This window comes from Amycolatopsis sp. VC5-11, assembly GCF_037034185.1.
In the GTDB taxonomy this organism is placed as follows: domain Bacteria; phylum Actinomycetota; class Actinomycetes; order Mycobacteriales; family Pseudonocardiaceae; genus Amycolatopsis; species Amycolatopsis nivea.
On record NZ_JBAGKF010000014.1, the window covers coordinates 204,686 to 230,573 of the forward strand.

Below are 25,888 nucleotides of genomic sequence, written 5' to 3' on the forward strand. Positions count from 1 at the left end.
GTTTCGATGTTGGAGTGTTTGTCGTGATGTATGCGCCCAGCCTGTTGGAGCCGGCTGCGGAGGAGCTGCGGCTCGCCGATGTGGTGGGTCGTGGCGCGACCGAGGTGGCGCGTGAGGCGCGGACTCTGTTGGGTGAGCGGTTCAGTTCGGTGACGTTCATGTACGTGCTGATGCGGGCGTTCGAGGTGGACTACACGGCGGCGCGGGATGCGTCGCGGTGGCACGAGTTCCACGGCGGTCCGCGGGCGTTGTCGGATGCTGATCTGGAGAAGCTGCTCGCTCCCTGGCTTGCCCGCTGACCACTGCGGTCGGCCGCTGGGAGGCGCGGTCAGCCCGCGTGCCCGGCGAGTTGCTGGTGTTCTCCGGATCCTTCGAAGCGTGGTGGCTCCTCGAGCCCAGAGATGCTCGTCCCAGACAGTGGAGGCGAGTAGGGCGTTGCTTGGTTAGCGGTGCTCGCTGAGGTGCAGGCGTCTCGCGGTACTTCCCTGGTCGACGTCACCGTCGCCGCCCCCGGCGGGCCGAAGAAGATCACCAGCACCGCGCACCAACGCTGGCGGGATGCGACCACGCACACGTGGACCGATGCCTCCAACCTCCGGCCAGGCGACCTCCTCGACTCACCTGGTAACGGTCACGCCGCCGTCCAAACTCTCAGCCGCTACACCACTAGCATCCGTACCTACAACCTCACTGTCGACACCACCCACACGTACTATCTGGCGGCGGGCAAGACTCCCGTACTCGTTCACAACGGATACCGTGACAAGATTGCAGAAGTTCGCGAGTCGCATGACGAGGTCCGCCAAGGGTCGTGGAACCCGGATTCTGGTGGTGGCAACGACTACCTGTTCTTCCGCGAGGGGAACGACCTTCTGCTGACGAAGAGTGACGGGCAGTTTGTCACCATGTTTCCAATGGACAAGCCAAATCGTTGGTTCGAGCAAGCGAATCCCCGCTGATTAAGGTTTAGCGAATGACTTATGGAGAGGTAGTCGATCTGCGGCCCGGTCAGCGGCTGCGTGCTGCGTTTGGCGTGAAGTATGTCGCGGACGGCGTTCCGGACGATGCATCCTGCGAAGCTGTGGAGTTGATACTTGACGGAGGCCCGTCCGTTCTGTTGTCTGCTGATACGGACTGGACTCTCCGGCTAATTGAAGGTCGATGGCCGACCCTGCCTGAATGGTGTTGGCCTGTCGAGTCATGGGACTTTGAGAAAATTCCCGAAATTGGGTCTCCTGGCCTCGACGTCATCATCTCGAAGTCTGAGATGTTAAATGCTGTCGGCGAGATATGCGGAGTAATTCTGGAGTTTCCCGCGGCGCTTCTGACCGTCAGTTCAGGGGAGGCTGTAACGTGGAGCTTCTCCCGTAAGGATGGCTGATTGCTTCATAAGGGTGTGTCTCAATTTCGAGGGAATGGCAGTTTTGCGTCCTGGTGCGGGTGAGGTGGCGGTAGCCAGTGAAACAGACCATTGTTCGTTCGCTGACCTGTCGGTCGTCGCCGCTCGGTGCGGTTGCGGCTGAGATCTTCTCTCGGCGGGACTGCGGACGCACTGAGAAGAAATGTGTGCTGAGCTGCGTAAGCGGAGGTGCGCGCGGCAGTATTTCACGTGCATTCGCTTTCCAGCCGTGATCGAAACGTGGAAAACTCACGCGGGCTGCACGGCCTCGACAGCGATCGTCGCCTGTTCGATGACGCTGGCCGCAGCTGTCGATCGGCAGTAATTGTGCCGCGGTCTCCTCATGGCAGGACTGAAGTCATATCGGGAGTCTGATCGCGCGCTGACCTGCGCAGATGTCGCGTGCGCGAGCGTTGTAAATGGGTAGGGATGGGTGAGCCTCTAGCTGACTATCGGAGGGTAGTCAACGCGGTACGGAGGATCACCGAGGCTGCGCCGTCGGGTTTGGGTATTGGGCAGCGTTCGGTGACGGTGTCGACGGTGGGTCTTGCTCCGGCGATTCGGAAGCTGGCGGACGAGCGGATGCAGGTTCGCTTGGCGGTTTCCTTGCGCACGCCGGATGACGAGCTGCGGGACACGTTGGTGCCGGTGAACAATCGTTGGTCGGTGGACGAGGTGCTGTCTGCTGCGCGGTATTACGCGGACACGTCGGGTCGGCGGGTGTCGATCGAGTATGCGTTGATTCGGGATATCAATGATCAGCCGTGGGGGGCGGAGTTGCTGGCGAAGCGGTTGCGGAAGCATTTGGGTCAGTTGGTGCATGTCAATGTGATTCCGTTGAATCCGACGCCGGGTTCGAAGTGGGATGCGTCGCCGAAGCCGGTGGAGCGCGAGTTCGTGCGGCTGGTGAACGCTGGCGGCGTGGCGTGCACGGTGCGGGACACCCGGGGCCAGGACATCGCGGCGGCCTGCGGGCAGCTTGCCGCCGAAGGTTGAGCGAATAGTTCAGAGTGGAGTAGTTGTCTTGTTGTGTGCGCCGAGCCTGCTCGATCCGGCGGCTGAGGAACTGAAGCTGGCTGATGTCAACGGCCCCCAGACGGCGGTGGACGTGGCCCGGACGGCTCGTACCCTGCTGGGCGAGCGGTTCGACTCGGGCAGCTTCATGTACGTCCTGATGCGTGCCTTCGAGGTCGACTACCACGCGGCCCGCGAGGCGTCGCGGTGGCACGAATTCCATGGCGGAGCGGCGGCGCTGTCGGACGACGCGCTGGAGAAGCTGCTCGCTCCGTGGCTTGCCCGCTGATTTAGACACTGCACGACGGGCGACCACGCTCCTGAACCGGCTATCGGTGTCTTAGTCGAAGTACCGCTCGATCCATGGGCCGAGCAGCCGTATGCAGTCGCCCCGCAAACGGGTAGCGAATTCGTCGATCGCGGTGTCTGAAGGCGTCCGGATCGCCGTCCAGCGCGGTGACAGCGGCTTCCACGTGGACGAACACTTCCGTTCGCGAACGGCCGTCCAGGTCCGGGCGGCCAATCCGGAAAACGACAGCTTTAAGTTCTTCACCTCGTTTTGCAGCGGAAAGGCCGCGCAGGCGCTCACGACATTGCCGATGAGTGACTCCAGCGTCAAATGGCCGATGTGCGTGGGCGACTTGCCGCATCCATGAAGCTTCAGTGGCGACTGCGAGCGTCTTCGGCACGTGGGGCCTAGGCGCGCCGTGCCAACGGATTTCGCTCTCTGGCTCAGTTCGCGCTACCCGCGGATTCGTGCACCCGGTAAAGGCGTCGCCGACTACCGCGTAGACGGTGATCGGTCCGCTGCCGGGTTGTGCGGTGGCTTGCCAGGCGTTTCCGTCGGGGATGCCGGGGGCCGGGGAGGGCAGGTTGGTGATGCCGCCGCCGGTGACGGTGCCGGTGGGGTTGGTGGTGAGGATGCAGTCGGGGTGCAGGTCGGTCCATCCGGTGATGAGCGCACCGCCAGCGGATGTGACGGTGCCGTGGGCGGCGGGCAGGTCGGTGGCGGTGGCCGGGTTGATGGTGGTGCCGAGTTCGGGGCCGTGGCAGCCGAGGGTGAAGTGGGGGTTGAAGGGGTAGGTGCCGAGGGCTTTCGCGGCGGGGATGACTTGGCTTTGGATGTGGAGCTGGTCCAGGACGCCGGTGGCTTCGGTGCGCAGGGCGACGGGGGCCAGGGCGAGCGGGGCGTAGCCGCGGCGGGTGAGGTCTGCTTTGGCGCCGCCGAGTGCGTGGGTGGTCAGGGAGATCGTGCAGATCCCGATGACAACGGCGGTGAGCGGCCATTGTGGACGGACGAACGTCGCGAGCGCGAGGAGCGCAGAGGTAGCTAGAGCACTGGCGATGGCGTAGCGGCTGATGAGGCCGATGTTCCCACCAGGGGCTAGTGCGCTGGTGCGGCCGAGGGCGACGAGAACGGCGAGGGCGGCGGCGTATCCGGCGATGCCGATCCATCCGGCGGCGCGCGGGTCGTTCTTCGCTGAAATCCCGCAGGCGGCCAGAAGTGCGGCGGTGAGGGCACCGGCGAGGACGGCGGTGACGGCGTGGTCTCCGGACCAGAGGCTGCCGAGTGCAGCGGCGGCGACGGAGAGGCGGCCGTCGGGGTCGAGTGCGGTGGTGGCCAGGGATTGGGCGCCGGCGGGTTTGGTGAGCAGCCAGCCTGCGAGGACGACGACCCCGGCGGCAGCCATGGCGATGGTTTTGCTGCGGTGTTCCCGGCGGAGCAGGAAGATCGCGGCGACGATGAAGAACGCGGGGAGTCCGGCGCCGAAGCTGAGGCTGGCGAGCAGCGCAGCGGTCGCTGCGGTCCACAGGCGGCCGCGGTGGGCTTGGGAGACGGCGAGGACGGTGGAGAAGACGGCGGGGATCCAACTGATGCCGTTGGTGCCTTGCAGCCAGATCTCGGCCAGGTGCGAGGTGAACAGCAGCCACGACATCCCGGCGGCGAGTGCCGCTTTCCGGTGCGGGGACAGGGACGCGGGCAGCATCGAGTACAGGCAGGCACCGATCCCGGCGACGAGGGCGACGGTGAGGACGGTGAGGACGCGGTTGTCGCCGCCGAACCAGGCGGCGTCGGCGTAGAAGAGCAGCGAGGGGAGCACGAAGGGCTGGTCGAGGTGGTAGGTGAACACCTGGCCCAGCACGAGGTTTCCGCGGTCGTCGGTGATTTTCGCGAGGACGTGCCAGTAGTCGAGCAGGACGTGCGCGCGCGGGGCGTGCAGGGCGGTCCACAACGCCAGAGCGGCGGGGACGGCGGCGAAGGCTGCCAGGGCGGCGATTCCGACGCGGGGTCTTCGGGCGGCGGGCAGCACGGCGGCGGGGGAAGCGAGCGCGGTCAAGACCTCTCCTAGCGATCTGGAGTCACCCGGTCGGCGGCCTGCCGGACGTGCCCGCTGCGTGCGGCGGATTTTTCGGTGTGACCTGCTGCTTTTACCGTGTCCAGGGCGGTCTGGACAAGAGTGTTGCTGATCTCTGTCCCGGAGGTAACGCCGAGATCAGCTCACGGCGTACCGGGCGGCGATGGTGCGGACGGCCTCGTCGACTACCTGCGCGACGCGTTCGGCGGTCACTTCCCAGCCTGGCACCAGGAGCGTCGGCCAGAAGACGTAGTTCGAGATCATGCCCAGGAACTGGGTGGCCGCGAGGTCCGCGTCCTCGATCCGCACCGTGCCCGCCTCGTGTTCGGCCAGGAGGTAGCTGCGCACGGACTCGAAGTAGGGCATCTTTCCCTGCGAGAACTGCGCATGCGCCAGTTCGGGGAACCGCGGCAGTTCGGCGATGACGATCCTGAACAGGTCGGTCATCTGGGCGCGGCCGAGCAGTTCGGCGTAACGGCGGCCGATGATGCCGAGCCCGTCGACGACGTTGCCCGGCGGCGGGGGATCCACCTCGTCAGCGGTCGACCAGGACTCGGTCACGATGGCGTCGAACAGCGCGGCTTTGCTCGGGAACTGCTTGAACAAAGTGGCCCGCGAAACGCCCGAGCGCTCCGCGATCCGCGCCAGCGATGTCCGGTCGTAGCCCAACTCGAGAAACAGGGCGGTCGCGGCCGTCACGATCAGCGCGCGCTTCTCCTGGGCGACGCGCTGGTGATACGTCGGCACGACCTTGCTCATGAGCCGAGCATACGAGGTGAGTGGCTTGACTCGCCACTGCCGCCGACCTAGCCTCGGAGAGGTGAGTCAACCGGCTCACCATCGGCTGTCGCTCATCGAAGCCGGCCATTCCCCTCGTACCGAAGGAACATCTGATGCCCCGCTTCGAAAATCAGACCGTGCTCGTTACCGGCGGGACCGGCGGCCAGGGCTCGAACCACGTGCGCGCCTTTCACGCGGAGGGAGCGAACGTGGTGATCGGCGGCCTCAATGCGGAACGCGGTGCCGCGCTCGTCGACGAGCTCGGGACGCGCGCACGCTTCGTCCGTCTTGACGTTGCAGACGAGAGCTCGTGGTCCGCCGCTGTGCTGGCCGCGGAGAACGCTTTCGGGGCGCTGAACGTCCTCGTCAACAACGCGGGTGTGCAGAATCCGCCTGCGACAATCGAAAACACGGACCAGGCCACGTGGTCGCGCATCCTCGACATCAACCTCACCGGGACCTTCCTCGGCATCAAGGCCGCAGCCCCCGCTCTGCGCCGCGCGGCTGGGGGAGCCATCGTCAACATCGCCTCGGTGATGGGCCTGGGCGGCACAGCGCACTACGCGCCGTACGTCGCCAGCAAGTGGGCCGTGCGAGGTCTCACCCAGACGGCCGCGCTCGAGCTTGGCCGCGACCGCATCCGCGTGAACGCCATCCATCCCGGCGTGATCTCGACTCCGTTCATCCACGAACCGGCAGTCGGTGCTGCGGTGGCAATCGCCGATTTCTGCTCGCCCGAGCCGTTCGCTGTTCCACGGCTCGGGGAGCCTGCTGATGTCAGCCGTCTTCTGCTGTTCCTTGCGTCGTCGGACGCGTCGTTCGTCACGGGGTCGGAGTACGTCATCGACGGCGGGCTCCTCCTCGGTCCCGCCCTCCAGGCCGAGGCTGCGTGAGCATTCCGGACAAGACCGGGTCGGGCGACTCCCTGGCTTGCCCGCTGACCGTTTCGTGCCTCAACGGCCGTAGTCGCTCCGTCGGGTGGTGCCGGGTGCACTGCCTGGCTCGAATCGGGGTGCGGAGTGTCGTACCCAAGGGCGAACGCGATGGCGACAGTGAGTCCTCACGTTCGACCGACAAGGACACTCAGATGCCCACTCAACGACGAGTGCGTGGTGCTGCCGCCGCAGGCGTGGTCGCGGTCGCCACCGTTTTGATCGGAAGCAATGCCCGCAGGCGTGACGAGTCGTTCGGTCTGCAGGCGCGGCCTCGCAAGGCCCGGGTCGTGCGCAAGATCCCCCAGGCGTTGCCGCAGGTGAAGAGCCGGTGGTCGGTTTTTCTCGCCTACGGGTTGCTCGCCGCCGCGAGTCAGGCGCTTTTCGTGAATTACGCGCCGGTGACCGCGGATGCCGCGCGGCATTTCGGGGTTTCCGTCGGCGAGATCGGGTGGCTGTCCCAGGTTTTCCCGTTGATCTACGTCGTACTCGCCATCCCGGCCGGGCTCGCGCTCGACCGGTTTCTCCGGCCGGCGCTGATCGCGGGCGCGGTCCTCACTGCGTGCGGGGCCTTCCTGCGCCTGGTCAACGACGACTTCACCTGGGCTTTCATCGGACAGGTCGTCGCCGCGGTGGGGCAGCCGCTCATCCTCAACGCCATCCCGGGGCTCGCGGTCGGGTACCTGGCCGCGAAGGACCGCGCGACGGGAATTGCCGCGGCGTCGTCGGCGACGTTCGGCGGCATGGTCTTGGGGTATCTGCTCGGCGCGTTTCTGCCCGGCGAGAGCAACATCCGCACCCTCACGCTCATCACCGCGTTGATCGCATTGGATGCCGGGTTGTGTGTCGTCGGAGCGCTGCGCGTGCCACCGGCGCAGGCGAACCCCAGCGGCGGTCTGCGGGCCTTCCGCGCGGCGTTCGGGAATCGGTACGTCCGCCGGTTGTGCGCGGTTGTCGCCATTCCGATGGGCACGTTCATCGCGCTCGCGACCTTCGCGCAACCGTTGCTGGCACCGGCCGGGATTCCGGAATCCACCGTGGGGCTCATTCTCGCGTTCACCATGATCGCCGGTGTGCTCGGCTGTGCGGTCGTGCCGGTGTGGGCGGATCGGCGGGGCCGCGAGGTCGGGCTCATGGGCGCGGGGATCGCGTTCACCGCAGTGGCGTGCTTGCACCTGGCCTTGGTGCCGAGTGTCCCGATGGCCTACCTCGCGCTGCTGGGGACTGGTTTCGTGTTGCTGCCCGCACTGCCCATCGTGCTTTCGCTGAGCGAGCGGCACGCCCTCGACGCGGAGAGCACCGCGGCTGGGCTCATCTGGATGGCGGGCAATCTGGGCGGAGTGCTGCTGGCGACAGTGGTCGGCTTCCTCGTCGCCAGCCCGGCCATCGCGTTCGCGGCACTGGCCGGGGCGACTCTGCTGGCACTTCCGGCACTGCACTGGTTCCGGAAGCTGGAGCAGTAGCTCAGTCGGAACCGTCGGCCATGACTTCCGGCGCGATGTCCAGCACCAGCAGCGCGGCCGCGACATGCGTGGGGTTGTTCTCGACCTTGACGACCGAAAGTTCGTTGGCGCGCGAGACTCGCCGCTCCACGGTGTTGCGGTGTGCGTAGAGGTTGGCGGCCGCCCGAGTGGTGTTGAAGCCGCACTGCACATAGGTGAGGAGTGCCTGCCGTAGCGCCGGGTCGGCTTCGGCCAGCGGACCGAGAGTGTTGACGACGAACCGGCGCGCGCTGTCGCGATCCTTCGTGAGCGCGTCGATCAATTCGACGTCCGCGTAAGCCGTGAACCGGCGGTCGGAGCCGAGCCGGACGATCAGCGCCTGCGCCGAGAGCGCGTCTTGGTGGCTGGACCGGAACCCGTCGAGCCCGCGTCCCGGCCGTCCCGCTGAGACGCGAACCTCGTTGACCGACAAGATCTTCTCCGCCGGATGCAGGTCCGGGACGTCCGCTCCGGACAGCCAGATCCAGCGCGAGCTGGTGCTGGCACGGGCGACCAGCGTGCTCCGGCTCGCGTCGGAGGAGCGCAGGGCCGCGGTCGCTTCCTCCAGGCAGTCCTGCCGGCCGGGATCGTCGACCCACAGCACGAGACCCACGTGCCACCGCCCCATCCGGTAGCGCAACCGCCGCTCGGCCAGATCCTCCGACACCGGCGTGCCGCTGGCGATCATCTGGATCAGGGCGATCGCCTCGGCGTCCGCGTTGCCCATCGCGGCGGCAAGGCTGGTCTCGTGCAGGGTCGCGACCGAGTCGAGCGCGTACTGCATCAGCGACTTCGCCGACACGTCCAGGACGTCGACGAGCAGGTCCCGGTCCGCGCAGTGCGCCGAGCATTCCTCCAGCCAGCGGCGCCAGCCAAGCCCCAGCGCCGCCCGCCAGCCCTCGGCGAAGTCGGGTGCGATGCCGCGCGCGACGAGATCGCCGATGTACGCGGCGATCCTCGGCCCGACGTAGGGCTCCACCCGTTGTCCCGGACGCTGGATGTTCGAGGTCAGCCACTGCACGAGGTCCGAGCGGTTGAGCTCGTGGTCCTCTTCGCCCAGCGACGCGTCCGTGAGCGCCATCGGGTTGTACTGCACCCGGCGGGTGGACGCGGAGACGGCCTCGGCCAGCGCTTCGGCGTCCGCCAGGAGCCGCTGGCACACGGCCCGGATCGCTTCGGCGGCCTCGGCGGTGGGCGGGGGCCACAGCTCTTCCATCCCCGAAGTGTGCCTCGGCTCCGCCGAATCGGCACGGCACGCCCCGGGGGAGTGCATCGTGCACACGCTCCCGGCGAAGCCGGTGCCCGCTGTCGTTGTGACCGGCGTCGCGGCTCGCGACAGTGAAGCCCACATCAGCAGCCGGCTCAACGAGGAGAGGCAGACATGACAGATGAGGTGTCGGACGCGATCGAGGAGTTCGACGTCGTCGTCATCGGTGCGGGAATCTCCGGGATCGGCGCGGCCGCGTATTTCAGCCGGGAGCTTCCCGGCAAATCGCTCGTCGTGCTGGAGGGCCGCGACAACATCGGCGGCACCTGGGATCTTTTCCGCTACCCGGGCATCCGGTCGGACTCGGACCTGCACACGTTCGGCTACGAGTTCAAGCCGTGGCGCCACGAGGCCGCGATCGCGGACGCTCCGCTGATCCGGGAGTACCTCCAGGAAACGGTGGCGGAGAACGACCTGGCGCGGCTGATCAGGCTGCGCCACCGGGTCGTCCGGGCGGAATGGTCCACAGTGGACTCGCGGTGGACGCTGCGCGTCGAGGCGGCGGACCCGGCCACCGGGTCGGTCACGACGAAGACGATCCGGGCGGGCTGGGTGTTCGCCGCGACCGGTTATTACCGGTACGACAAGGGGTACACGCCGGAGTTCCCCGGTCGCGAAGACTTCGGGGGCACGATCGTCCACCCGCAGCACTGGCCGGAGAACCTCGACTACAGCGGCAAGAAGGTCGTCGTCATCGGCAGCGGCGCGACCGCGGTGACGCTCGTGCCCGCGATGGCGGGAACTGCCCAGCACGTCACGATGCTGCAGCGCACGCCCACCTACATCATGTCGCTGGCCCGCGTCGACCGGCTCGCGTTGACTCTCACGAAGCTGCTGGGAGAAAAGCGCGGGTACGCCGCGACCAGGTTCAAGAACATCTGGATCGAACACGGGATCGTCAAGGGCCTGCGCGCGTTCCCGAAGATCGGGCGCGCGCTGATCCGCCGGGAGAACCTCAAGCGGCTGCCCAAGGGGTTCGACGTCGACAAGCACTTCAACCCGCCGTACGACCCGTGGGACCAGCGGCTGTGCCTGGCCCCGGACGGCGACTTCTTCGACGCGATCTCGGCCGGTACCGCCTCGGTCGTCACCGACTCCATCACGAGGTTCAGCAAGCGCGGCATCGTCCTGGAATCGGGCGAGGAGCTTCAAGCCGACATCATCGTCACCGCGACCGGGTTGAACATGCGGCTCTTCGACGGGATGCCGATCGTGGTCGACGGGCGCGAAACCGACATCGCGGACTCGGTCTCCTACCGCGGGATGCTGCTGAGCGGGATTCCCAACTGGGCGATGGCGATCGGCTACACGACCTCGTCCTGGACCCTCAAGGTGAGCTTGATGTGCCGCTACTTCATCGACCTGGTCCGGCACATGGACGCACACGGCCACGACCGGGTGGTCCCGGTCGCGGTGCCGGGGATGCCGCGCAAGCCGGTGATGGACCTGAAGGCCGGCTACGCCAAACGGGCCGAGAAGCGGCTGCCCAAACAGGGACCCGCTGCCCCGTGGCGGATGGCGATGTCGTTCCCCGAGGACGCCAAGGCGCTGCGCGGCCCGGTCGCCGACGAAAACCTCGAGTTCGGCAGCGCCCGCGTGGTCGCGCTGCCCGGCGAGAGGCGGTCGGCCCATGTCTGAGGAAGCCATCGACCAGTACGCGGCCCTGCCGTCCGGCACGACGATCTGCTTCCGCGACCACGGCGACCGGGCCGATCCCGCGATCCTGCTGATCGCCGGCCTTGGCGAGGACCTCACCTTCTGGCCCGGCTCGTTCGTCAGCTCGCTGGTGGACCGGGGCTTCCGCGTCGTCACGCTGGACAACCGCGACGTCGGCCAGTCCACGTTCGCGGCCACCCCGCCGCCCGCGCTGTGGCGCCAGCTGCTCGCCCGCCCCCGCGCGGACGCCTACTCGCTGGCGGACATGGCAGCCGACGCTGTCGGCGTCCTCGACCACCTCGGGATCGCACAGGTGCATCTCGCCGGCCGGTCCATGGGCGGGATGATCGCGCAGACGGTCGCCGCGGCCGAACCCGCGCGAGTCCTGTCCCTGACCTCGATCTTCTCGACCACGGGCGCGAAGAAGATCGGTCAGCCGGCTTGGTCGACGATGCGGCTGCTCGCGGCCCCGCCGGCGCGGACCCGGACCGCGGCGGTGCGCGCCCACCTGCGGATCACCAGTCACATCGCCGGAACGGGATACCCCATCGACGACGCGGCCGAGGCAGCCGTCGCGGCGGGCGGCTGGGACCGTGCCGCGGGGGACCTGGCCGCGGGCTCGGCCCGGCAGATCCAGGCGATCCAGGCCTCCGGGGACCGGACCGCCCAGCTGAGCCGGATCACCGCTCCCACCCTGGTGATCAACGGCGACCGGGACCTGCTGGTCGCCCCCAGCGGCGGCGCGGCGACCGTGCGGGCGATCCGCTCCGCGCAGCACGTGGTCATTCCCGGCATGGGGCACCACATCCCCGAGGCGCTGGTCGAGCCCATCACGCAGTACATCGCGGAACACGCCAAGCGGGTGACCGAAGGCGGGAACCATGCGCGGATCTCCTGAGGCGGCATCTGCCCGTAAGCCGGGTCGCTGATCGCGGACGGTTCGCGGCACGAGGATTCTTGACGGGATTTGGGCGGAGAAGCCGAAATTCCCTCCCTTGGCGACGGCCAGCCCGCGCGGTCCGCGGTTACTGGCCTCACCCGCACTACATCTCGCTGCACGCATCTGCGTGGGCAAAGGAGGAAATCATGTCGAGTTCCCGGAATACCCGCCCCAAGGCCGTTTCGGTCGATGTCGTGGTCGTCGGTGCCGGATTCGCCGGGCTGAGCGCCGCCGACCGGCTGGTGAGCATGGGCAAGTCCGTCCTCGTCCTGGAAGGCCGCGACCGCGTCGGCGGCCGGTCGTTCTCCGGCGAGGTGGCCGGGGTGCGGGTCGACCTCGGCGCGACCTGGGTTTCCCGCAGGCACACGGCGATCCGCGACCTCGCGAGCCGGGCGGGCTGCACCCTGACCGGCCAGTTCGCCGAAGGCCGCAACGTGCTGTGGATGGCCGGACGCCGCCGTACCTACCAGGGCACGATTCCGAAGGTCTCGCCCGCGGCGCTGGTCGACATGGCGCGCGTGCAGCTGGCGCTGAACAAACTGGTCGCGAGCATCGACGTCGAAGCGGCCTGGAATTCGCCTCAGGCAAGCGAATTCGACGCGATCTCGTTCGGCGAATGGCTCGACCGGAAGCACGCGGCTCCGGCTACCCGCGCCCTGATGACCGTCGTCAGCAAGGTGCAGTGGGGCTGCAGCCCGGGAGACGTTTCGCTGCTGCACGCCTTGCGCTACATCCGCGCGGCGGGCGGGGTCGACCACATGCTCGACGTGGAGGGCGGCCAGCAACAGGAACGGTACGTCGAAACCACCCAGGAGATCGCCAAGCGCGTCGCGGAGCAACTGGGTGACCGCGTTGTCCTCGGGACGCCGGTTCGCCGGATTGCGCAAGACGAAAACGGCGTCACAGTGAGCACCGATTCGGAAGAAATCACGGCGAAGTACGCGATTGTCACGGTCGCGACTCCGCAGCGCGCCGAGATTGAATTCAGCCCCGCTCTGCCCGAGCAGGCGGCGGGGCTCGCGAAAAACTGGCGCATGGGCATCCTGAGCAAGGCATTCGTCGCGTACGAAAAGCCGTTCTGGCGGGCCAATGGACTTTCCGGCGAGGGACTGACCGATACCGGGACGGTGTTCATCACCTTCGACGTTTCGCCCGACGCCGGCGGACCGGGCATTCTGATGACGTTCTGCGACCCTCGGGTGTTCGACGGGTTCAGCCCCGAACGGCGCCGCAGCATGGTCCTCGAACAGCTCGTCCAGCTGTACGGCACGCAAGCGGGCGCGCCGATCGACTACCTGGACCACTGCTGGGGAGAGGAACCGTTCGCGCCGGGCGGCCCGAACCCGGCTGTCGGTCCATACGCGACCACGACTTACGGTCCCGCTCTCACCGAACCGCACGGGCGCGTTCACTGGGCGGGCACCGAAACCGCGGGCGAGTGGGCGGGCTGCATGAACGGAGCCGTCCTGACCGGGCAGCGCGCCGCCGAGCGCGTCGCGGCCGCGGTGGCGCGCGAATCCCAGGAGGTGCTGGCGCGATGAAGGACATCCTTTTCCTGCTCGCCGATGTGTGGATGATTTTCGTCGGCTACTTCTTCGGCTGGAAATTCATCCGCCGCTACGGCAATTACCTGCTCGGTCTCGAATGGATGGTCGTCGCGACCTCGGGCAGCAACTTTCTCGTCTGGTCGCTGCTCGGGGCCAACCCGGGCAGCATCCTTTACGACATCGCGTATTTCTTCGACGCGTTTTCGCGGTCGCTCGGCATCACGCTCATCCTCGTGATGGGTCTGATGAAGGTCACCCGCAACTACAAGCCGAGCCTCGCCGTCGACGTCGGCGTGTTCGCGCTCGCCACCGCGGCCGGACTGTTCCTCCGGCAATTCCACGGCGAAGACCCTCGTGTCGACCACGGTGCGTTCGCTGTCGCCGCGTTCTACGTCGCGGTCAACCTCGCTACGGCGGTCTTCCTGGCGTACTTCGTCAAGCGGCTTTGGAACGCCGGCGCGAAATGGCCGGCGATCTGGACCGGGCTGGTGACCGCCGCCGCAACGACCATCGCGATCACCTACGACTTCTTCCCCTTCTCGTTCGACGACGCGAACCGCACGTTCTTCTACACCGCGGCATTGGCGACGTGGGGTACTCAGGGATTCGTCTACTTCTTCGCTTACCGCGCGCTGCATAACCACAACGCGGGCTCGGGCGTGAAGACGGTGCAGGAAGCGGGTGCGTCGTCATGAGCAAGCAGTTGTACGCCGTGGTCAACCCGGCTACTGGCGAGTTGGAGCAGGAATATCCGGCTGCGACTGACGCGGCCGTGGACCAGGCCCTCGACGCGGCTGCGAACGCGTACCGGCAGTGGTCGCAAGAGACGACCCTGGCTGAGCGTGCCGAGGTGCTGAACGCCGTCGCTGCGTTGCACAACGAGCGCAGTGGCGAACTTGCCCGCATCGCACAACGGGAGATGGGCAAGCCGCTGGAAGAGGCCGCCGCTGAGGTCGAGTTCAGCGCGTCGATCTACGCGTACTACGCCGCGAACGCACACAAGTTCCTCGCCGACGAGCCCGTCGAGTTGCTCGAGGGGGAGGGCACGGCGTTCGTCCGCCGCCAGCCGATCGGCACGTTGCTGGGCATCATGCCCTGGAACTACCCGTACTACCAGGTCGCCCGATTCGCCGCGCCGAATCTCGTACTGGGCAACACCATCGTGCTCAAGCCCGCGCCGCAATGTCCGGAATCTTCCGCGGCCCTGCAGCGGATCTTCGCCGACGCGGGCTGTCCTGAGGGCGGCTACGTCAACGTCTACGCGACCAACGACCAGGCCGCCGATGCCATCGCTGACCCCAGGGTGCGCGGCGTGTCCTTCACCGGTTCGGAACGGGCTGGCGCGGAAGTCGCCGAAAAGGCGGGCCGCAACCTCAAGAAGGTAGTGCTCGAACTGGGTGGCTCGGATCCGTTCCTCGTGCTGTCTTCCGCCGACCTGGAGGCGACGGCGCAGGCCGCTGTGGACACTCGGTTCGAGAACGCCGGGCAAGCCTGCAACGCGGGCAAAAGGGTCATCGTTGCCGCCGAACTCTACGATGAATTCCTGGATATATTCACGAAAAAGGTGCTCGCCACGGCAGGCGGACTGGCTCCGCTGTCCTCGGTGGCGGCCGCCGAGCGTCTCGAAGCACAGGTACAGCGGGCTGTCGACGACGGCGCGACCCTGGTTTGCGAAGGGCGGCGCGAGGGCGCGTTCTTCCCGCCAGGCGTGCTGACCGGGGTGTCGCCGAATTCGCCGTCGGCCGCCGAGGAATTGTTCGGCCCGGTCGCGACCGTCTATCGCGCGGAATCCGAAACCGAGGCCGTCGAACTGGCCAACAGCACCCCGTACGGACTGGGCTCGTACGTGTTCACCACGGATCCGGAGCAGGCGATGCGGGTCGCCGACCGGATCGAGGCGGGCATGGTTTTCGTCAACGGCGTCGGCCTCGAAGGCGCGGAACTGCCGTTCGGCGGGGTCAAACGGTCCGGATTCGGCCGGGAACTCGGCCGGGCGGGGATCGACGAGTTCGCCAACAAGAAGCTCATCCGCACGGCTCGGGCGTGAACCCGGAGGGAATCTCTGATGACTGTTGAATTCGACGCCGCCGTCTTCACCTCGCCGGACGCGCCGCTGACCGTCGAGCGTGTTTCGCTTCCCAGCACACCGCCGCCGGGCGAGGTGCTGGTGCGGCTCAAAGCGAGCGGGGTGTGCCACAGCGACTTCCACGTCCTCGTCGGCGAATGGGAGACGCCTGCGCCGATGATTCTCGGCCACGAAGGCGCCGGAATCGTCGAGAGCGTCGGCGAAGGAGTCACGACCCTGGCGAAGGGCGACCACGTCGTCCTGTCCTGGACGCCTTCGTGCCGGCGATGCCGTTACTGCGTCAGCGGCCGGCCCGTCCTCTGCGACATGGTCAGCCAGCACTCGGCCAACCACCTGTCGTTCGACGGCCGGACCCGTGTCACGTCGATGGACGAACGGGACGTCTACAGCTTCGCGGGCCTCGGAACGTTCGGCCAGTACACGCTCGTGCCCGAATCGGCCGCGATCGCGATCCGGAACGACGCGCCGTTCGAACAGGCCGCCCTGGTCGGATGCGCCGTGACCACCGGCGTCGGGGCGGCGGTCAACACCGCGCAGATCCGGCCGAGCGACACCGTGCTGGTGCTGGGCTGCGGCGGGGTCGGGTTGAACGCGATCCAGGGCGCTCGCCTGGTCGGCGCGCGGAAGATCATCGCCGCGGACCTTTCCGACGAGAAGCTCGAGCAGGCCCGCGTTTTCGGGGCGACCGATCTGGTCAACAGCGGGCGGGAGAACCTCGCGGACCGGGTGCGCCAGCTCACCGACGGACGCGGGGTGGAGGTCGCCATCGAGGCGATCGGGTTGCCGCGCACCATCGAGGCGGTCTACGAGGTGCTCGCGCGAGGCGGAAAAGCCGTGGTGGCCGGGCAGGTGGCGGACGGCGTGCGGATCTCGATCGACCCGTTTGTCATGTCCGATCAGGAGCTTTCTCTCGTCGGCTCCAACTACGGCTCGAGCAAGCCGGACGTCGATTTCCCGCTGCTGGTCGACCACTACATGAACCACCGCCTCGACCTCGACTCGCTGGTGACGCGCGTGATCGACCTGGCGGAGGTCAACGAGGCGTTCGACGAAATGAAGCGCGGCATCGGCATCCGCTCGGTGATCAAGTACTGAAGCCCTGCTGAAGAAAGGCACGGATTCGCCGCATGGCTCTGGAATCTTCGCGGATCGCCTACGAACGGACCCGGCGCAGCGTTGGCGGCGGGGTGGGATCAGGCCTGCGCGCCGCGATGCGTCCCCATCCGCTTTTCGTGCGGGAGGCCCGAGGCGCGCATGTCTGGGACCTGGACGGAGATCGTTATGTCGACTACGTGATGGCCTGGGGCCCACTGGTACTCGGACACGGCGACCCGCGCATGCTGGACGCCGTGTCCGAGGCCGCGAAGAAGATGCAGGTAGTCGGCACCGGTCACGCCCTCGAGTACCTCGCCGCGGAGGCGGTCCTCGAAGCCGTGCCCCACGGCGAGCGTCTGCTGTGGAGCAACACCGGAACCGAAGCGGTGCAAGTCGCCCTGCGCCTAGCCCGAGCCGCGACGGGCCGGCGTCGGATCCTCAAGTTCGCGAAGAGCTACCACGGTTGGCATGACACCGTTTACGCCGGGATGTCCGACGGCGACCGCTCTGCGGAGCCAGCAAGCAAAGGGCAGTCGCCGAGCGTTCTGGACGACCTGGTGGTCGCGCGTTTCAACGACGTCGCGCTGGCTTCGCGGCTTCTGAACGAGTCTGTCGAACGCGACATCGCCGCGGTGCTCGTCGATCCGGTGATGAGCAATGCCGGTGTCGAGGCACCTTCGCCGGAGTTCCTGTCCACGCTGCGAACTTTGTGCGATCGGCATGGGGTTGTCCTCATCTTCGACGAGGTGATCGCCGGGTTCCGCATTGCGCGTGGTGGCGCGGCGGAGAAGTACGGGGTGCTTCCGGACTTGTCCGTCTACGGAAAGGCGATGGCCGGAGGGTTCACGCAGAGCGCCGTCGTCGGCCGGGCGGAGTTGGTCGATCAGGTGACGGATGGCGTCACTCATGCCGGGACTTTCAACGCCAACCCGATCGCGCTCGCGGCCGTCGAGGCGACGATGCGGGTCCTGGCTGATCCCGGTGTCTACGAGACGCTGGAGAAGGCCTCGGCCGAGTTCGAATCCGTGGTCGGCGGGGTTCTCGGTTCGGTGCCTGGCAGCGGGAGCTTTAACCGGGTCGGGTCGCTGCTGCAGTACGTACCTGCGGGTGGGGCGACGGGTCTGCATGGCACGGGCGGGCTGTGGACGGTGCTGCTGGAGGGGATGGTGCGGGAGGGGGTGCTGTTGATGCCGTCGGGGAAGGTTTTTCTCAGCACGGCGCATGCAGGGTCGGATATTGAGGCGACGGGGGAGGCGCTTGAGAGGGTGCTGCGCCGGTTGTGATCTCGGAGCGGCTTCTGGCGGAGCCGCTGTTCCGATGCTCGCTCGCGAAGCTTCGCGAAGACGGCTGTGTGCAGATGTGTGCAGATGTGTTACATTTCGCTATGACCATCGGGCTGTGGTGGGAGGAAGCTGATGGTGAGTACATCGGCACACGATCGGCTCGATATCCCGGTGCCAGTGACATCGAGCCGGCCTGGACGTTGGAGGCGGCAGCCGATCCTCATCGGATCACCCGCGATCCAGACCCGAAGAGTCATTGGGGGGACATTCGCGTGATCGGCTACTCGTCCGCAGCGGGATTCGTGATCACGGTGATCATCGATCACGTGGATCACTCGGGTGTCAACGCCTGGAAGACCAGCGGCGCTGACCTGCGTGCGTACCGAGCGGCGCTGGGAGGAGAGGACGATGCATCATGACTGAGCCCATGAGCCGTGAACAGGTGCTGGCCGGGATTCAGGGAGAGATCGCCGAGCAGGAAGCCGCGGCGCGGCAGGAAGCCGATCCGGTCAAGCGCGAGCGCATGCTGCGGCACGCACGGTCCCGGCACGACTACGTCGAGGAAGAAGCGGACGCGGTCGCTGATGACATCGCCGAGAACGAGCAGTCCGCGCTGTCTCTGCGAGTGCCCGCGGCGCTCGCGGCCGAACTGAAGGCTCGCGCCGCGGCCGAGCACATTCCTACCTCTGCCTTGGTGCGGCGGATCCTCACCCAAGCAGTGCAACGATCGGACGCGCCGGTGCTCACCGTCGAACAAGTCGAGCAGATCGCCCGACGGGTGTACCGCGAATCCGTCTGAGTTCGGCGGATCTGAACGAAACCTCGGCGGGCAAGCCGCAGACGGTCCGGCTCGGGTGAGTGAGCGGGTCGACGCGGTGGCAGCGGGTCAGTCCGCGTGCCAGCCAGGGTTCCGACCCATCAAGTTCAACAACCGCTCCTGCCGAGACACCGACCCGCTGACCACCCCCGGCGCGGCGAAGAATCGATGCGTCGTCTCAGCCGCGACGGGCGATTCCGCCAACCCGGCGTAAATCTCCCCAAGCCCGTCGCTGATCCAAGCGACCAGATCAGCATCCAGCCCGTCATCCACCCCCAGCGCACGGGCGAGATCCCAGGCGTGAATGGCGGAATCCGTAGCACGCACGGCCACCGCCTGGCGGCCAGTCACCTTCCCCAACGGGTAGTCGAGCACCTGATCCAGCGCGCCCGGACGGCTGAAGGCGTCGGCGACCAGCCGCACCGACGCGGCATAAGCAGCGAGCGGGTCGTCTCCGAGGGCGTCGGCGTCGCGCATGCGCAGGAAGTCCTCCCGGCTGCTCCCGGCCAGCAGATCGACGTAGTTGAGATTCCCCCGCACCATGTGGTTGACCAGCTGGCGCACGTTCCATTCCGCACAGGGCGTCGGCGCAGTCCACTGGCCGGGGCGGACGGACGGCAAGCGCTGGCCGAATTCGGTGCTGGCGGCGAGGAATCGGTCGAGAACGTCGATCATGCCCGCCAGTCTTCCGCCGCGAGGACCTCATGCGCTGGCGCAAATCCGACGTCGCACTAGCGCTCGATGAACTCGGTCAGCGCGGCCACGACGGCATCGGGCTGTTCGTCCGGGATGAAGTGTCCGGAACCCGGGATGACGACGCCGGTCGTGTTGTCTGCCCAGGGGCTGAGGGAAGCGGCCATGTCGGGGATCGAGCCGTGGGAGGCGGAGATGCCCAGGACCGGGACGGTCAGACGCCGTTTCTCCAGCGTGGCGCGGTTCTTGCGCGCTGACTCGGCGGCATCGCGGTAGTAGGCGAGCGAAGCCCGAAGACCGCCCTCGGCGGCGATAGCGGCGGCGTAATGGTCGGTTTCGGCGCTGTCGAAGGTCTCCGGGGACAGGGTTTTGGCTTTCAGAAACCAGTCGACGTACTCGCGTTCGCGACCGGCGAGCAGGGTCTCGGGAAGGTCGGGCACCAGGTGGAACGCGAAGTGCCAGGTCTTCCAGGCCCGCTCGGGATCCGTCGGGATGGACTCGGGGAGGGTGACTCCGGGGATGCCGGCGTCCAGCAGCGCGACCCCGTGCAGGTGCGCTTCGTGCTGAAGGGCCAGCGAGAAAGCGACCCAGGCACCGACGTCGTGGGCGGCCAGCCAGTACTTCGGCACGTCGAGCGCCGTCACCGCGGCCTGGACCTGCGCGGCGACGGTGTGGGTGTCGTAGCTGTCATGCGGACGGTCGGAGTGTCCTTGGCCGGGCAGGTCGATCGCGACGACGCGGAATCGCTCGGCGAGGCCGGGCATCGCTTTGCGCCAGGCCCACCAGGTCTGCGGAAATCCGGCGAGCAGGACGAGGGCGGGGCCGTTCGGCTGACCGCCTTCCACGGCATGCAACTGGACGCCGTCCGCATCGACCCAGCGGTGCGTGAAGCCGGGCAGGTCGGGCAGAGGCAGTGCGGAAATCGGGTTCGCGGCGGCAGTCATGACTTCAGCGTAGCGCATCTTGAACCGATCAGTTCAAGATGCGCTACGCTGGGCAGATGGCCGGGAAGAAGCAGTTCGATGTGGACGTCGCGCTCGACGCGGCGATGGTCCAGTTCTGGCGAGCCGGATACGCCGACACCTCGCTCGACGACCTCTCCAAGGCGACCGGGCTGAACCGCAGCTCCATCTACTCCTCGCTCGGCGACAAGGACGCGCTGTATCTGCGCTGCCTGGACCGGTACGCGACGCGCTACGGGGACAGGTACGACCAAGCTCTGGCGAAGGCGGCCGAGGAACCGCTGGGCGCGATACGGGAGTTCTTCGATGTCACGCTGAACCGCATCGCTGACCCCGAAGTGCCGGACGGATGTCTCGTCGCCCAGACCGCGATGGCGATCCCGGTGCTGAGCCCGGGCATCGCGGCGCGCGCGACCGAAGTGCTGGGCCGTCAGCACACGCGGCTGCGGACCGCCTTGCGTGCCGGGAAGGTGCCTGACGCGGATGATTTCGCCGTGCACCTCGCGGCGGTCAACCAGTCGTTGGCGGTGATGAGCCGGGCTGGGGTGAGCCAGAAGCAGCTCCGCGCGATCGTCGACATCAGCTTGGGTGCGCTTTCGCGGGCTCTGGGCTAGCCGTCTTTGGTGATCTCGCACAGCGAAGCGCGCAGTGGCGAGCTGCCGCTGGTCGGGTCGCTCGGGCCTTGGCTCAGCACGAGATTGAGGTTCGCGCTGTCGTCGCCGAACGGCGGGTAGCCGGGCTGGCCGAGTCCGTCGGCGGGCTGCCACCAGCCGTGCTGTCCGCATACGACGTCGGGGCGCAGGTTGCCGTTGAACTTCGCCTTCGCGCGGATTCTCCCCAGCGGCGTCTCCAGCCGCACCCAATCCCCGGCGGAAATCCCCCGGTCCGCGGCGGTTTCGGGATGGAGTTCGACGACCGGGTCGGGCGCGGATTTGCGCAGGCTGGTGATTTCCCGGTGCTGGGTTTCGCAGAAGAACAGCGACTTCGCGCAGGTGAGGATCAACGGGTAGCGCGTCGCCAGATCCGGCCGGGACCGCGGGCTGATCGACGGTTCGGCGAACGTCGGCAGCGGCGGATATCCGTGTGTCCGCAACGGTTCTGAGTACAACTCGACCAACCCGGACGGCGTCTTGAAGCCGCTCCGTTCGTACTTGCGGTAGACCGTCCGCAACGGCAGGCGGATTCCTTCCGGGGCGGCGCGCAGTTGCTCGAGGGTGAGGCCGCTGGGTTCGAGCTGGTGTCGCCAGGCCGCCTCGATGTCGCCGTGGAAAAACTGATGGCCCACTCCGAGCGCGACGGCGAGGTCGAAGATGATCCGCAGATCCGGCCGCGCCTCGCCGCGGGCGGCGACCAGCGGCTGTCGCAATTGGACAGTCGACTGTGCGGCCTGGCTGGTCTCGAAACCGATCCGCAGCGCTTCGGTCTCCCACGCACTCGTCGCGGGCAGCACGAGGTCTGCTTGTTCCGCGGTCGGGTTGAGGAACAAATCCGTGTGGACAAAGAAATCCAGCGCACGGAGAGCGTCCCGGCCTCGTGCGCTGTCACCGTGGGCCATGACCAGGTTGCCGCCGAAGTTGACCAGCGCCCGGGCCTGGTAGGGCACGCCGTCCAGCGCCGCACGGTAGAGGTCCTCGCCGGTGACGAACTCGAACCGGGCGGGTCCGAGCGGACGCTCCCGCACCCCGATGGTCTTGGCGCGCTGCTCGGGCGCCAGCAGCTCCCGGCCGTCGACCGGGTTGGTCGGCACGGGAGTGAACAGCACGTTCCCGCCGGGCGCGTCGATGCATCCGGTGAGCGCGTAGAGCTGGCCGATGGCGCGTACGGTCTGGGTCGCGTTGCTGTGCTGCTCCAGCCCGCTCCAGGTGTAGAACGCGACCGGGCGGTGTTCCCAGAGCAGCCGGGCCGTGGCGACGATCTGCTCGGCGGGCACGCCGGTGATCTCCTCCGCGACCTCGGGCGGGTACTTCGCGCACTCCTCGGCGATCAGGTCCCAGACCCGGCGCGACGGGCTGACCCGTTTCGCTGCGTTGGTCCACCGTTCGACGAATTCCTTGTCGTACCAATCATTCTCGATCATCACGTGGGTGAGCGACAACGCGAGCGCCGCGTCCGTTCCGGGGCGGACGCGCAGCCATTCGTCGGCCTTGTTGGCCAGCCCGGCGCGCCGGGGATCGACGACGACGAGCTTGGCCCCTCGCCGCAGCGCGGCGGTGGTCGCGGTGGCGTGCGCGAGCCGCGAGACCGACGGGTTGTAGCCCCAGTAGAGGATGCACTGCGCGTTCTCGAGATCGGGCAGGTAAGCGCCGGGGACCGGCTCGCCCCACGTGTAGAGCGTGGCGAGGTGGCGGCCCCAGCCGCAGAGTTCCATGTAGCTGACGAAGTTGGGACTCCCGAAGGCGCGCCGGAGCCGGGTCAGCCATTCGACGGTGTCCGACATCGCCGACGTCGAGGGCGAGGAACTGCCGAACACCACCGCTTCCGGACCCGATTCCTCCGCGATCGCGTTCAGCCGGGACGCGATCGTCGTCAGTGCTTCCTCCCAGCTGACGCGCTCCCATCCGGGGTCGGCCGCACCTTTCGGAGCGGTGCGGCGAAGGGGATGCAACAGCCGGTCCGGATGCGCGACGATCTCCGGCGCGGCCTTGCCTTTGACGCAGATCGCGGCACCGGTCGGATGGCCGGGCAGCGGGCGGAGCGCGAGCAGCCGCCCGTCCTCGACCGTCGCGGTGGCCCCGCACCTCGACACGCACAGCGGGCAGAACGTCGGCACCTCGGTCGTCATCGCGCACCTCCGGACTCTGCCTGGAAGTCGGCGCTGCCCCGTCCGGCGTAACAGCCGGAGTTTCAGCGGCGACTTTCCGGGGTGAGCAACGCCGCGCCGGTGCGGTTGTCCGAGCTGGTCGCCACCCTGTCGCTGGTGGCCGATCTCGGCATGGGCCGCCCGATGGAGCGCGTGCTGCGGCAGACCGTGATCGCGCTGCGGCTGGCCGACGCGGCGGGCGCCGACGACAGCGTGCGCGCGGCGGCTTACTACACGTCGTTGCTGACCTGGGTGGGCTGCGCCGCCGACACCAGCGAGCTGGCCGAGCTGTTCGGCGACGAGACCGAGCTGTACGCCGACAGCCACGACGGCGACCTCGCCGGGGTCGCGATGGCGATGTTCGTCCTGCGGCACCTCGGCCGCGGCGGTCCGCGACTCCGCCGCGCCGCGCTCGTGGGCCGGTTCCTCGCGACGGCGGGCCGGTCGGTACAGCAGGTCATGCAGGCGCACTGCCAAAGCGCGAGCGAACTGGCCGGACGGCTCGACCTCGGCGAGGACGTCTGCCGTCCGCTGCTGCAGTCCTTCGAACGCTGGGACGGCCGCGGCGTCCCCGGCGACGCCGGCGGCGCGGACCTCGACCCGGCGATCCGGCTGGTGCAGCTCGCCGACAACGTCGAGGCTTTCCACGACAGCGCGGGCGTCGACGGCGCGGTCACCGTCGCCCGGGAACGCCGCGGCACCCAGTTCGATCCGGGGCTGGTCGACTGCTTCCTGAACCACCGCGGCGACATCCTGGCCGAACTGGACCGGATCCAGGCCTGGGACGAGGTCATCGCCCTCGACCCGAGGCTCGGCGCGCAGCTGACTGAGGACGAACTCGACCGCGCATTGCAGGCGTTCGCCGACTTCGCCGACCTCAAATCCCCGCCGCGGCTGGGGCATTCCCGCGGAGTCGCTTCACTCGCCGCGGACGGCGCGACCCGGCTCGGTCTCCCGGCGCCGGACGTCCGGCTGGTCCGGCGCGCGGGCTGGGTGCACGACATCGGGATGATCGGCGTCCCGAGCGCGATCTGGAACGCGACCCGGCCGTGGTCGCTCGCGCAGGCCGAACGCGCCCGCACGCATCCGTACCTGACCGAACGGATGCTCGCCGGAATGCCTGGCCTCGCCGCGGTCGCCCGCTGCGCGGCGCACCACCACGAACGCCTCGACGGTTCCGGTTATCCGCACGGACTTTCCGGCGACGCCCTGCCGATGCCGTCCCGGGTTCTCGCCGCCGCCGACGTCTACCACGCACTCGGCGAACCACGTCCGCACCGCGCGCCGCTGGTTCCCGACGCGGCCGCGCAGGTGCTGACCGCCGAAGCCCGCGCCGGACGTCTCGATCCCGATGCGGTGAGCGCGGTTCTGGCAGCGGCAGGTCAGCGGGTCCGCCGGACGCCGGACGGGTTGACCGCGCGGGAGACCGAGGTCCTGCTGCACCTGGCTCGCGGACTCTCGAATCCGGAGATCGCCGCCGCGCTCACGGTGTCCCGCAAGACGGTTTCGACGCATCTGGAGCACATTTACGCGAAACTCGGGGTGACGACTCGGACGCAGGCCGCGTTGGTCGCGATGCGCCGCGGGCTGACCGGGTGAAAGATCGGGCAGTTGCCCGATCCCCGGCGGTGCGGCGCGCCGTAAACCTGAGGCATGACTACACAACTCCAGGCCTCCCGCATCTCCCGAGCGGGCGCCTTTATCGAAGCATTGAGCAGACAGGACTTCGCGCGGATGTCGTCCGCAATGGACAGTGCGGTGCGGCTGACCGCCCTGCTGCCGCCGGGATTGCGCGAATTCCACGGACCGGCCGAGATCACCGCCGCGTTCACCCACTGGTTCGGCGAGGTCGACGACTTCGAACTCGCCGAGGGCGAGGTGGACCGGGTCGGCCCGCGACTGCACCTGCGCTGGCGGGCACGAGTGCGAGCGGAACGGCTCGGCGAGGGGTGGTTCGCGGTGGAACAGCAGGCATACGTGGACGACGACGCGGACGGGCAGTTCACGCGAATGGTGTTGCTGTGTTCCGGTTATTGCCCGGAAAGCGGGGCGCGCTGAGCGTGTTCTCGTGAGTGTTTACGCCGGTTCTCACCGGCATGAACACTCACGACCCCGCGCCCCTCACTCGGCCAGAACCGAAGTCTCCCAAGCGAACCCGTCCGGGTCCGTGATCCGTCCCGCGTCCCCGCCTATGGTCAGAAGATGCGCGCCGGAGCCCTCTTCCGGCACACCGGCGTCCTTTGCCAACGCCTTCCGGCCGTAAAGCGCCAGCTTGATCGGGCTCGTCTCGAATTCCACGTACTTGCGTCCGTAGCTCTTGCCGACCGCGAGCCCGTGCGAGACGTAGAACTGCTTGGTCGCCGCCACATCCGACGCGCCCAGCAGCAAAACCATCTGGTCGTATTCCCGGACTCCCGCGCCGGAGTCCTTCTTCGTGGAAGTCGCGACCTTCCAGATCGCGCCGTCGGGGGCCTGCACCACTCCGCCGAAACCCCACAGCGACTTGGCCGCCGGCTTCAGCGAGGTGGCGCCCGCGGCGAGGGCAGCCTCCAGGTAAGCGACGGCGTTCGCGGGCTGGGAAACGGTGAGCGACAAGGTAAATCCGCGGAAACCGGTGCTCGGCGCGGAGGCCTGCCGGAAGCGGAGACGGTCGCCCAGGTCGAACGCGGCGGTGTAGAAGCGCTCGGCGGCGGCGACATCGGGAACGTCCAGGGTGACAAATTCGAAGGAGGTCATGCGGTAAACGCTAAATCCGGCGCCACCCCGGATGCTTCTTGAT

General features: G+C 67.8%; 26 protein-coding genes and 1 pseudogene. 20 read left to right on the top strand and 7 right to left on the bottom strand.

The features are described 5' to 3' along the window. Positions 1–23 precede the first annotated feature (23 nt). The 5 genes and pseudogenes from WA670_RS32855 (at position 24) to WA670_RS32875 (ending at position 2,702) form a co-directional block, all read left to right on the top strand. Positions 24–299: a hypothetical protein gene (locus WA670_RS32855; RefSeq protein ID WP_312872254.1), complete on the top strand. Its 276-nt coding sequence runs from the start codon at positions 24–26 to the stop codon at positions 297–299. Between the two features lie 150 nt (positions 300–449). After that, positions 450–959, top strand: a complete 510-nt coding sequence (locus tag WA670_RS32860) for a polymorphic toxin-type HINT domain-containing protein (RefSeq protein WP_336160110.1) — start codon at positions 450–452, stop codon at positions 957–959. Between the two features lie 14 nt (positions 960–973). After that, positions 974–1,381 (top strand): hypothetical protein, encoded by a 408-nt coding sequence (locus WA670_RS32865; RefSeq protein WP_336160111.1) that lies wholly within the window; start codon positions 974–976, stop codon positions 1,379–1,381. Between the two features lie 438 nt (positions 1,382–1,819). Then, positions 1,820–2,395: pseudogene (locus WA670_RS32870) on the top strand (radical SAM protein); the annotation flags it as partial. Between the two features lie 28 nt (positions 2,396–2,423). After that, the gene (locus tag WA670_RS32875) at positions 2,424–2,702 is read left to right on the top strand and encodes a hypothetical protein (RefSeq protein ID WP_336160113.1); all 279 of its coding nucleotides are present in this window, start codon (positions 2,424–2,426) and stop codon (positions 2,700–2,702) included. A gap of 40 nt (positions 2,703–2,742) precedes the next feature. Here WA670_RS32875 and WA670_RS32880 read toward each other — a convergent pair whose 3' ends face one another. Continuing rightward, positions 2,743–4,557 (bottom strand): DUF2079 domain-containing protein, encoded by a 1,815-nt coding sequence (locus tag WA670_RS32880; RefSeq protein ID WP_336160114.1) that lies wholly within the window; start codon positions 4,555–4,557, stop codon positions 2,743–2,745. Between WA670_RS32880 and WA670_RS32885 the strand changes: the two genes are divergently transcribed. Then, a complete protein-coding gene (locus tag WA670_RS32885) occupies positions 4,531–4,764 on the top strand; it encodes a hypothetical protein (RefSeq protein ID WP_336160115.1) in 234 nt (77 codons plus the stop codon). The genes WA670_RS32880 and WA670_RS32885 overlap by 27 nt on opposite strands. A gap of 144 nt (positions 4,765–4,908) precedes the next feature. Here the strand turns inward: WA670_RS32885 and WA670_RS32890 are convergent, their stop codons facing one another. Further along, positions 4,909–5,529 carry a TetR/AcrR family transcriptional regulator gene (locus WA670_RS32890; protein ID WP_238607782.1) on the bottom strand — a complete coding sequence of 207 codons (621 nt, stop codon included), beginning with the start codon at positions 5,527–5,529 and terminating at the stop codon, positions 4,909–4,911. Positions 5,530–5,663: 134 nt separating this feature from the next. Here WA670_RS32890 and WA670_RS32895 point away from each other — a divergent pair, with 134 nt between their 5' ends. Both WA670_RS32895 and WA670_RS32900 read left to right on the top strand, forming a co-directional pair. Continuing rightward, entirely contained in the window at positions 5,664–6,443 is a 780-nt protein-coding gene (locus WA670_RS32895) for a glucose 1-dehydrogenase (protein WP_336160116.1), read from the top strand. Positions 6,444–6,637: 194 nt separating this feature from the next. Further along, positions 6,638–7,945, top strand: a complete 1,308-nt coding sequence (locus WA670_RS32900) for an MFS transporter (protein ID WP_336160117.1) — start codon at positions 6,638–6,640, stop codon at positions 7,943–7,945. A 1-nt stretch (position 7,946) separates the two neighbouring features. On the opposite strand, the gene WA670_RS32905 is transcribed toward WA670_RS32900, so the two are convergent. Beyond that, positions 7,947–9,179, bottom strand: a complete 1,233-nt coding sequence (locus tag WA670_RS32905) for a helix-turn-helix domain-containing protein (protein ID WP_336160118.1) — start codon at positions 9,177–9,179, stop codon at positions 7,947–7,949. 165 nt (positions 9,180–9,344) lie between these two features. On the opposite strand from WA670_RS32905, the gene WA670_RS32910 reads away from it, so the two are divergent. From WA670_RS32910 to WA670_RS32950, 9 genes are all read left to right on the top strand, one after another. After that, the gene (locus WA670_RS32910; protein WP_336160120.1) at positions 9,345–10,868 is read left to right on the top strand and encodes a flavin-containing monooxygenase; all 1,524 of its coding nucleotides are present in this window, start codon (positions 9,345–9,347) and stop codon (positions 10,866–10,868) included. Further along, positions 10,861–11,784 carry an alpha/beta fold hydrolase gene (locus WA670_RS32915; RefSeq protein ID WP_336160121.1) on the top strand — a complete coding sequence of 308 codons (924 nt, stop codon included), beginning with the start codon at positions 10,861–10,863 and terminating at the stop codon, positions 11,782–11,784. Before WA670_RS32910 ends, WA670_RS32915 begins: the two co-directional genes overlap by 8 nt. Positions 11,785–11,972: 188 nt before the next feature. After that, on the top strand, positions 11,973–13,367 hold the full coding sequence (locus WA670_RS32920; protein WP_134733207.1) for a flavin monoamine oxidase family protein: 1,395 nt from the start codon (positions 11,973–11,975) through the stop codon (positions 13,365–13,367). Further along, positions 13,364–14,068, top strand: a complete 705-nt coding sequence (locus tag WA670_RS32925; RefSeq protein ID WP_336160122.1) for a transporter — start codon at positions 13,364–13,366, stop codon at positions 14,066–14,068. Before WA670_RS32920 ends, WA670_RS32925 begins: the two co-directional genes overlap by 4 nt. Further along, positions 14,065–15,420: an NAD-dependent succinate-semialdehyde dehydrogenase gene (locus tag WA670_RS32930; RefSeq protein WP_336160124.1), complete on the top strand. Its 1,356-nt coding sequence runs from the start codon at positions 14,065–14,067 to the stop codon at positions 15,418–15,420. Before WA670_RS32925 ends, WA670_RS32930 begins: the two co-directional genes overlap by 4 nt. An 18-nt stretch (positions 15,421–15,438) precedes the next feature. After that, the gene (locus WA670_RS32935; protein WP_336160125.1) at positions 15,439–16,554 is read left to right on the top strand and encodes a Zn-dependent alcohol dehydrogenase; all 1,116 of its coding nucleotides are present in this window, start codon (positions 15,439–15,441) and stop codon (positions 16,552–16,554) included. A gap of 32 nt (positions 16,555–16,586) precedes the next feature. Further along, positions 16,587–17,837, top strand: coding sequence for an aspartate aminotransferase family protein (locus WA670_RS32940; protein WP_336160126.1), 1,251 nt, complete (start codon positions 16,587–16,589; stop codon positions 17,835–17,837). A gap of 101 nt (positions 17,838–17,938) precedes the next feature. Then, positions 17,939–18,256, top strand: a complete 318-nt coding sequence (locus tag WA670_RS32945; protein ID WP_336160127.1) for a hypothetical protein — start codon at positions 17,939–17,941, stop codon at positions 18,254–18,256. Next, positions 18,253–18,636, top strand: a complete 384-nt coding sequence (locus WA670_RS32950; RefSeq protein ID WP_205673393.1) for a ribbon-helix-helix protein, CopG family — start codon at positions 18,253–18,255, stop codon at positions 18,634–18,636. Before WA670_RS32945 ends, WA670_RS32950 begins: the two co-directional genes overlap by 4 nt. Positions 18,637–18,723: 87 nt before the next feature. Here the strand turns inward: WA670_RS32950 and WA670_RS32955 are convergent, their stop codons facing one another. Continuing rightward, on the bottom strand, positions 18,724–19,329 hold the full coding sequence (locus WA670_RS32955; RefSeq protein WP_336160128.1) for a TIGR03086 family metal-binding protein: 606 nt from the start codon (positions 19,327–19,329) through the stop codon (positions 18,724–18,726). A gap of 56 nt (positions 19,330–19,385) precedes the next feature. Then, entirely contained in the window at positions 19,386–20,291 is a 906-nt protein-coding gene (locus tag WA670_RS32960; protein ID WP_336160130.1) for an alpha/beta hydrolase, read from the bottom strand. 56 nt (positions 20,292–20,347) lie between these two features. Here WA670_RS32960 and WA670_RS32965 point away from each other — a divergent pair, with 56 nt between their 5' ends. Continuing rightward, positions 20,348–20,923: a TetR/AcrR family transcriptional regulator gene (locus WA670_RS32965; protein WP_134668077.1), complete on the top strand. Its 576-nt coding sequence runs from the start codon at positions 20,348–20,350 to the stop codon at positions 20,921–20,923. On the opposite strand, the gene WA670_RS32970 is transcribed toward WA670_RS32965, so the two are convergent. Next, a complete protein-coding gene (locus WA670_RS32970) occupies positions 20,920–23,091 on the bottom strand; it encodes a molybdopterin-containing oxidoreductase family protein (RefSeq protein ID WP_336160133.1) in 2,172 nt (723 codons plus the stop codon). The two genes, WA670_RS32965 and WA670_RS32970, sit on opposite strands and share 4 nt — an antisense overlap. Before the next feature lie 81 nt (positions 23,092–23,172). Between WA670_RS32970 and WA670_RS32975 the strand changes: the two genes are divergently transcribed. Together WA670_RS32975 and WA670_RS32980 are read left to right on the top strand one after the other, a co-directional pair. Next, complete coding sequence (locus WA670_RS32975; protein ID WP_336160134.1) at positions 23,173–24,708, top strand: HD domain-containing phosphohydrolase; 1,536 nt, start codon at positions 23,173–23,175, stop codon at positions 24,706–24,708. 54 nt (positions 24,709–24,762) lie between these two features. After that, complete coding sequence (locus WA670_RS32980; protein ID WP_336160136.1) at positions 24,763–25,167, top strand: nuclear transport factor 2 family protein; 405 nt, start codon at positions 24,763–24,765, stop codon at positions 25,165–25,167. 63 nt (positions 25,168–25,230) lie between these two features. Here WA670_RS32980 and WA670_RS32985 read toward each other — a convergent pair whose 3' ends face one another. Then, a complete protein-coding gene (locus WA670_RS32985) occupies positions 25,231–25,845 on the bottom strand; it encodes a glyoxalase (protein ID WP_134668081.1) in 615 nt (204 codons plus the stop codon). Positions 25,846–25,888: the final 43 nt, after the last annotated feature.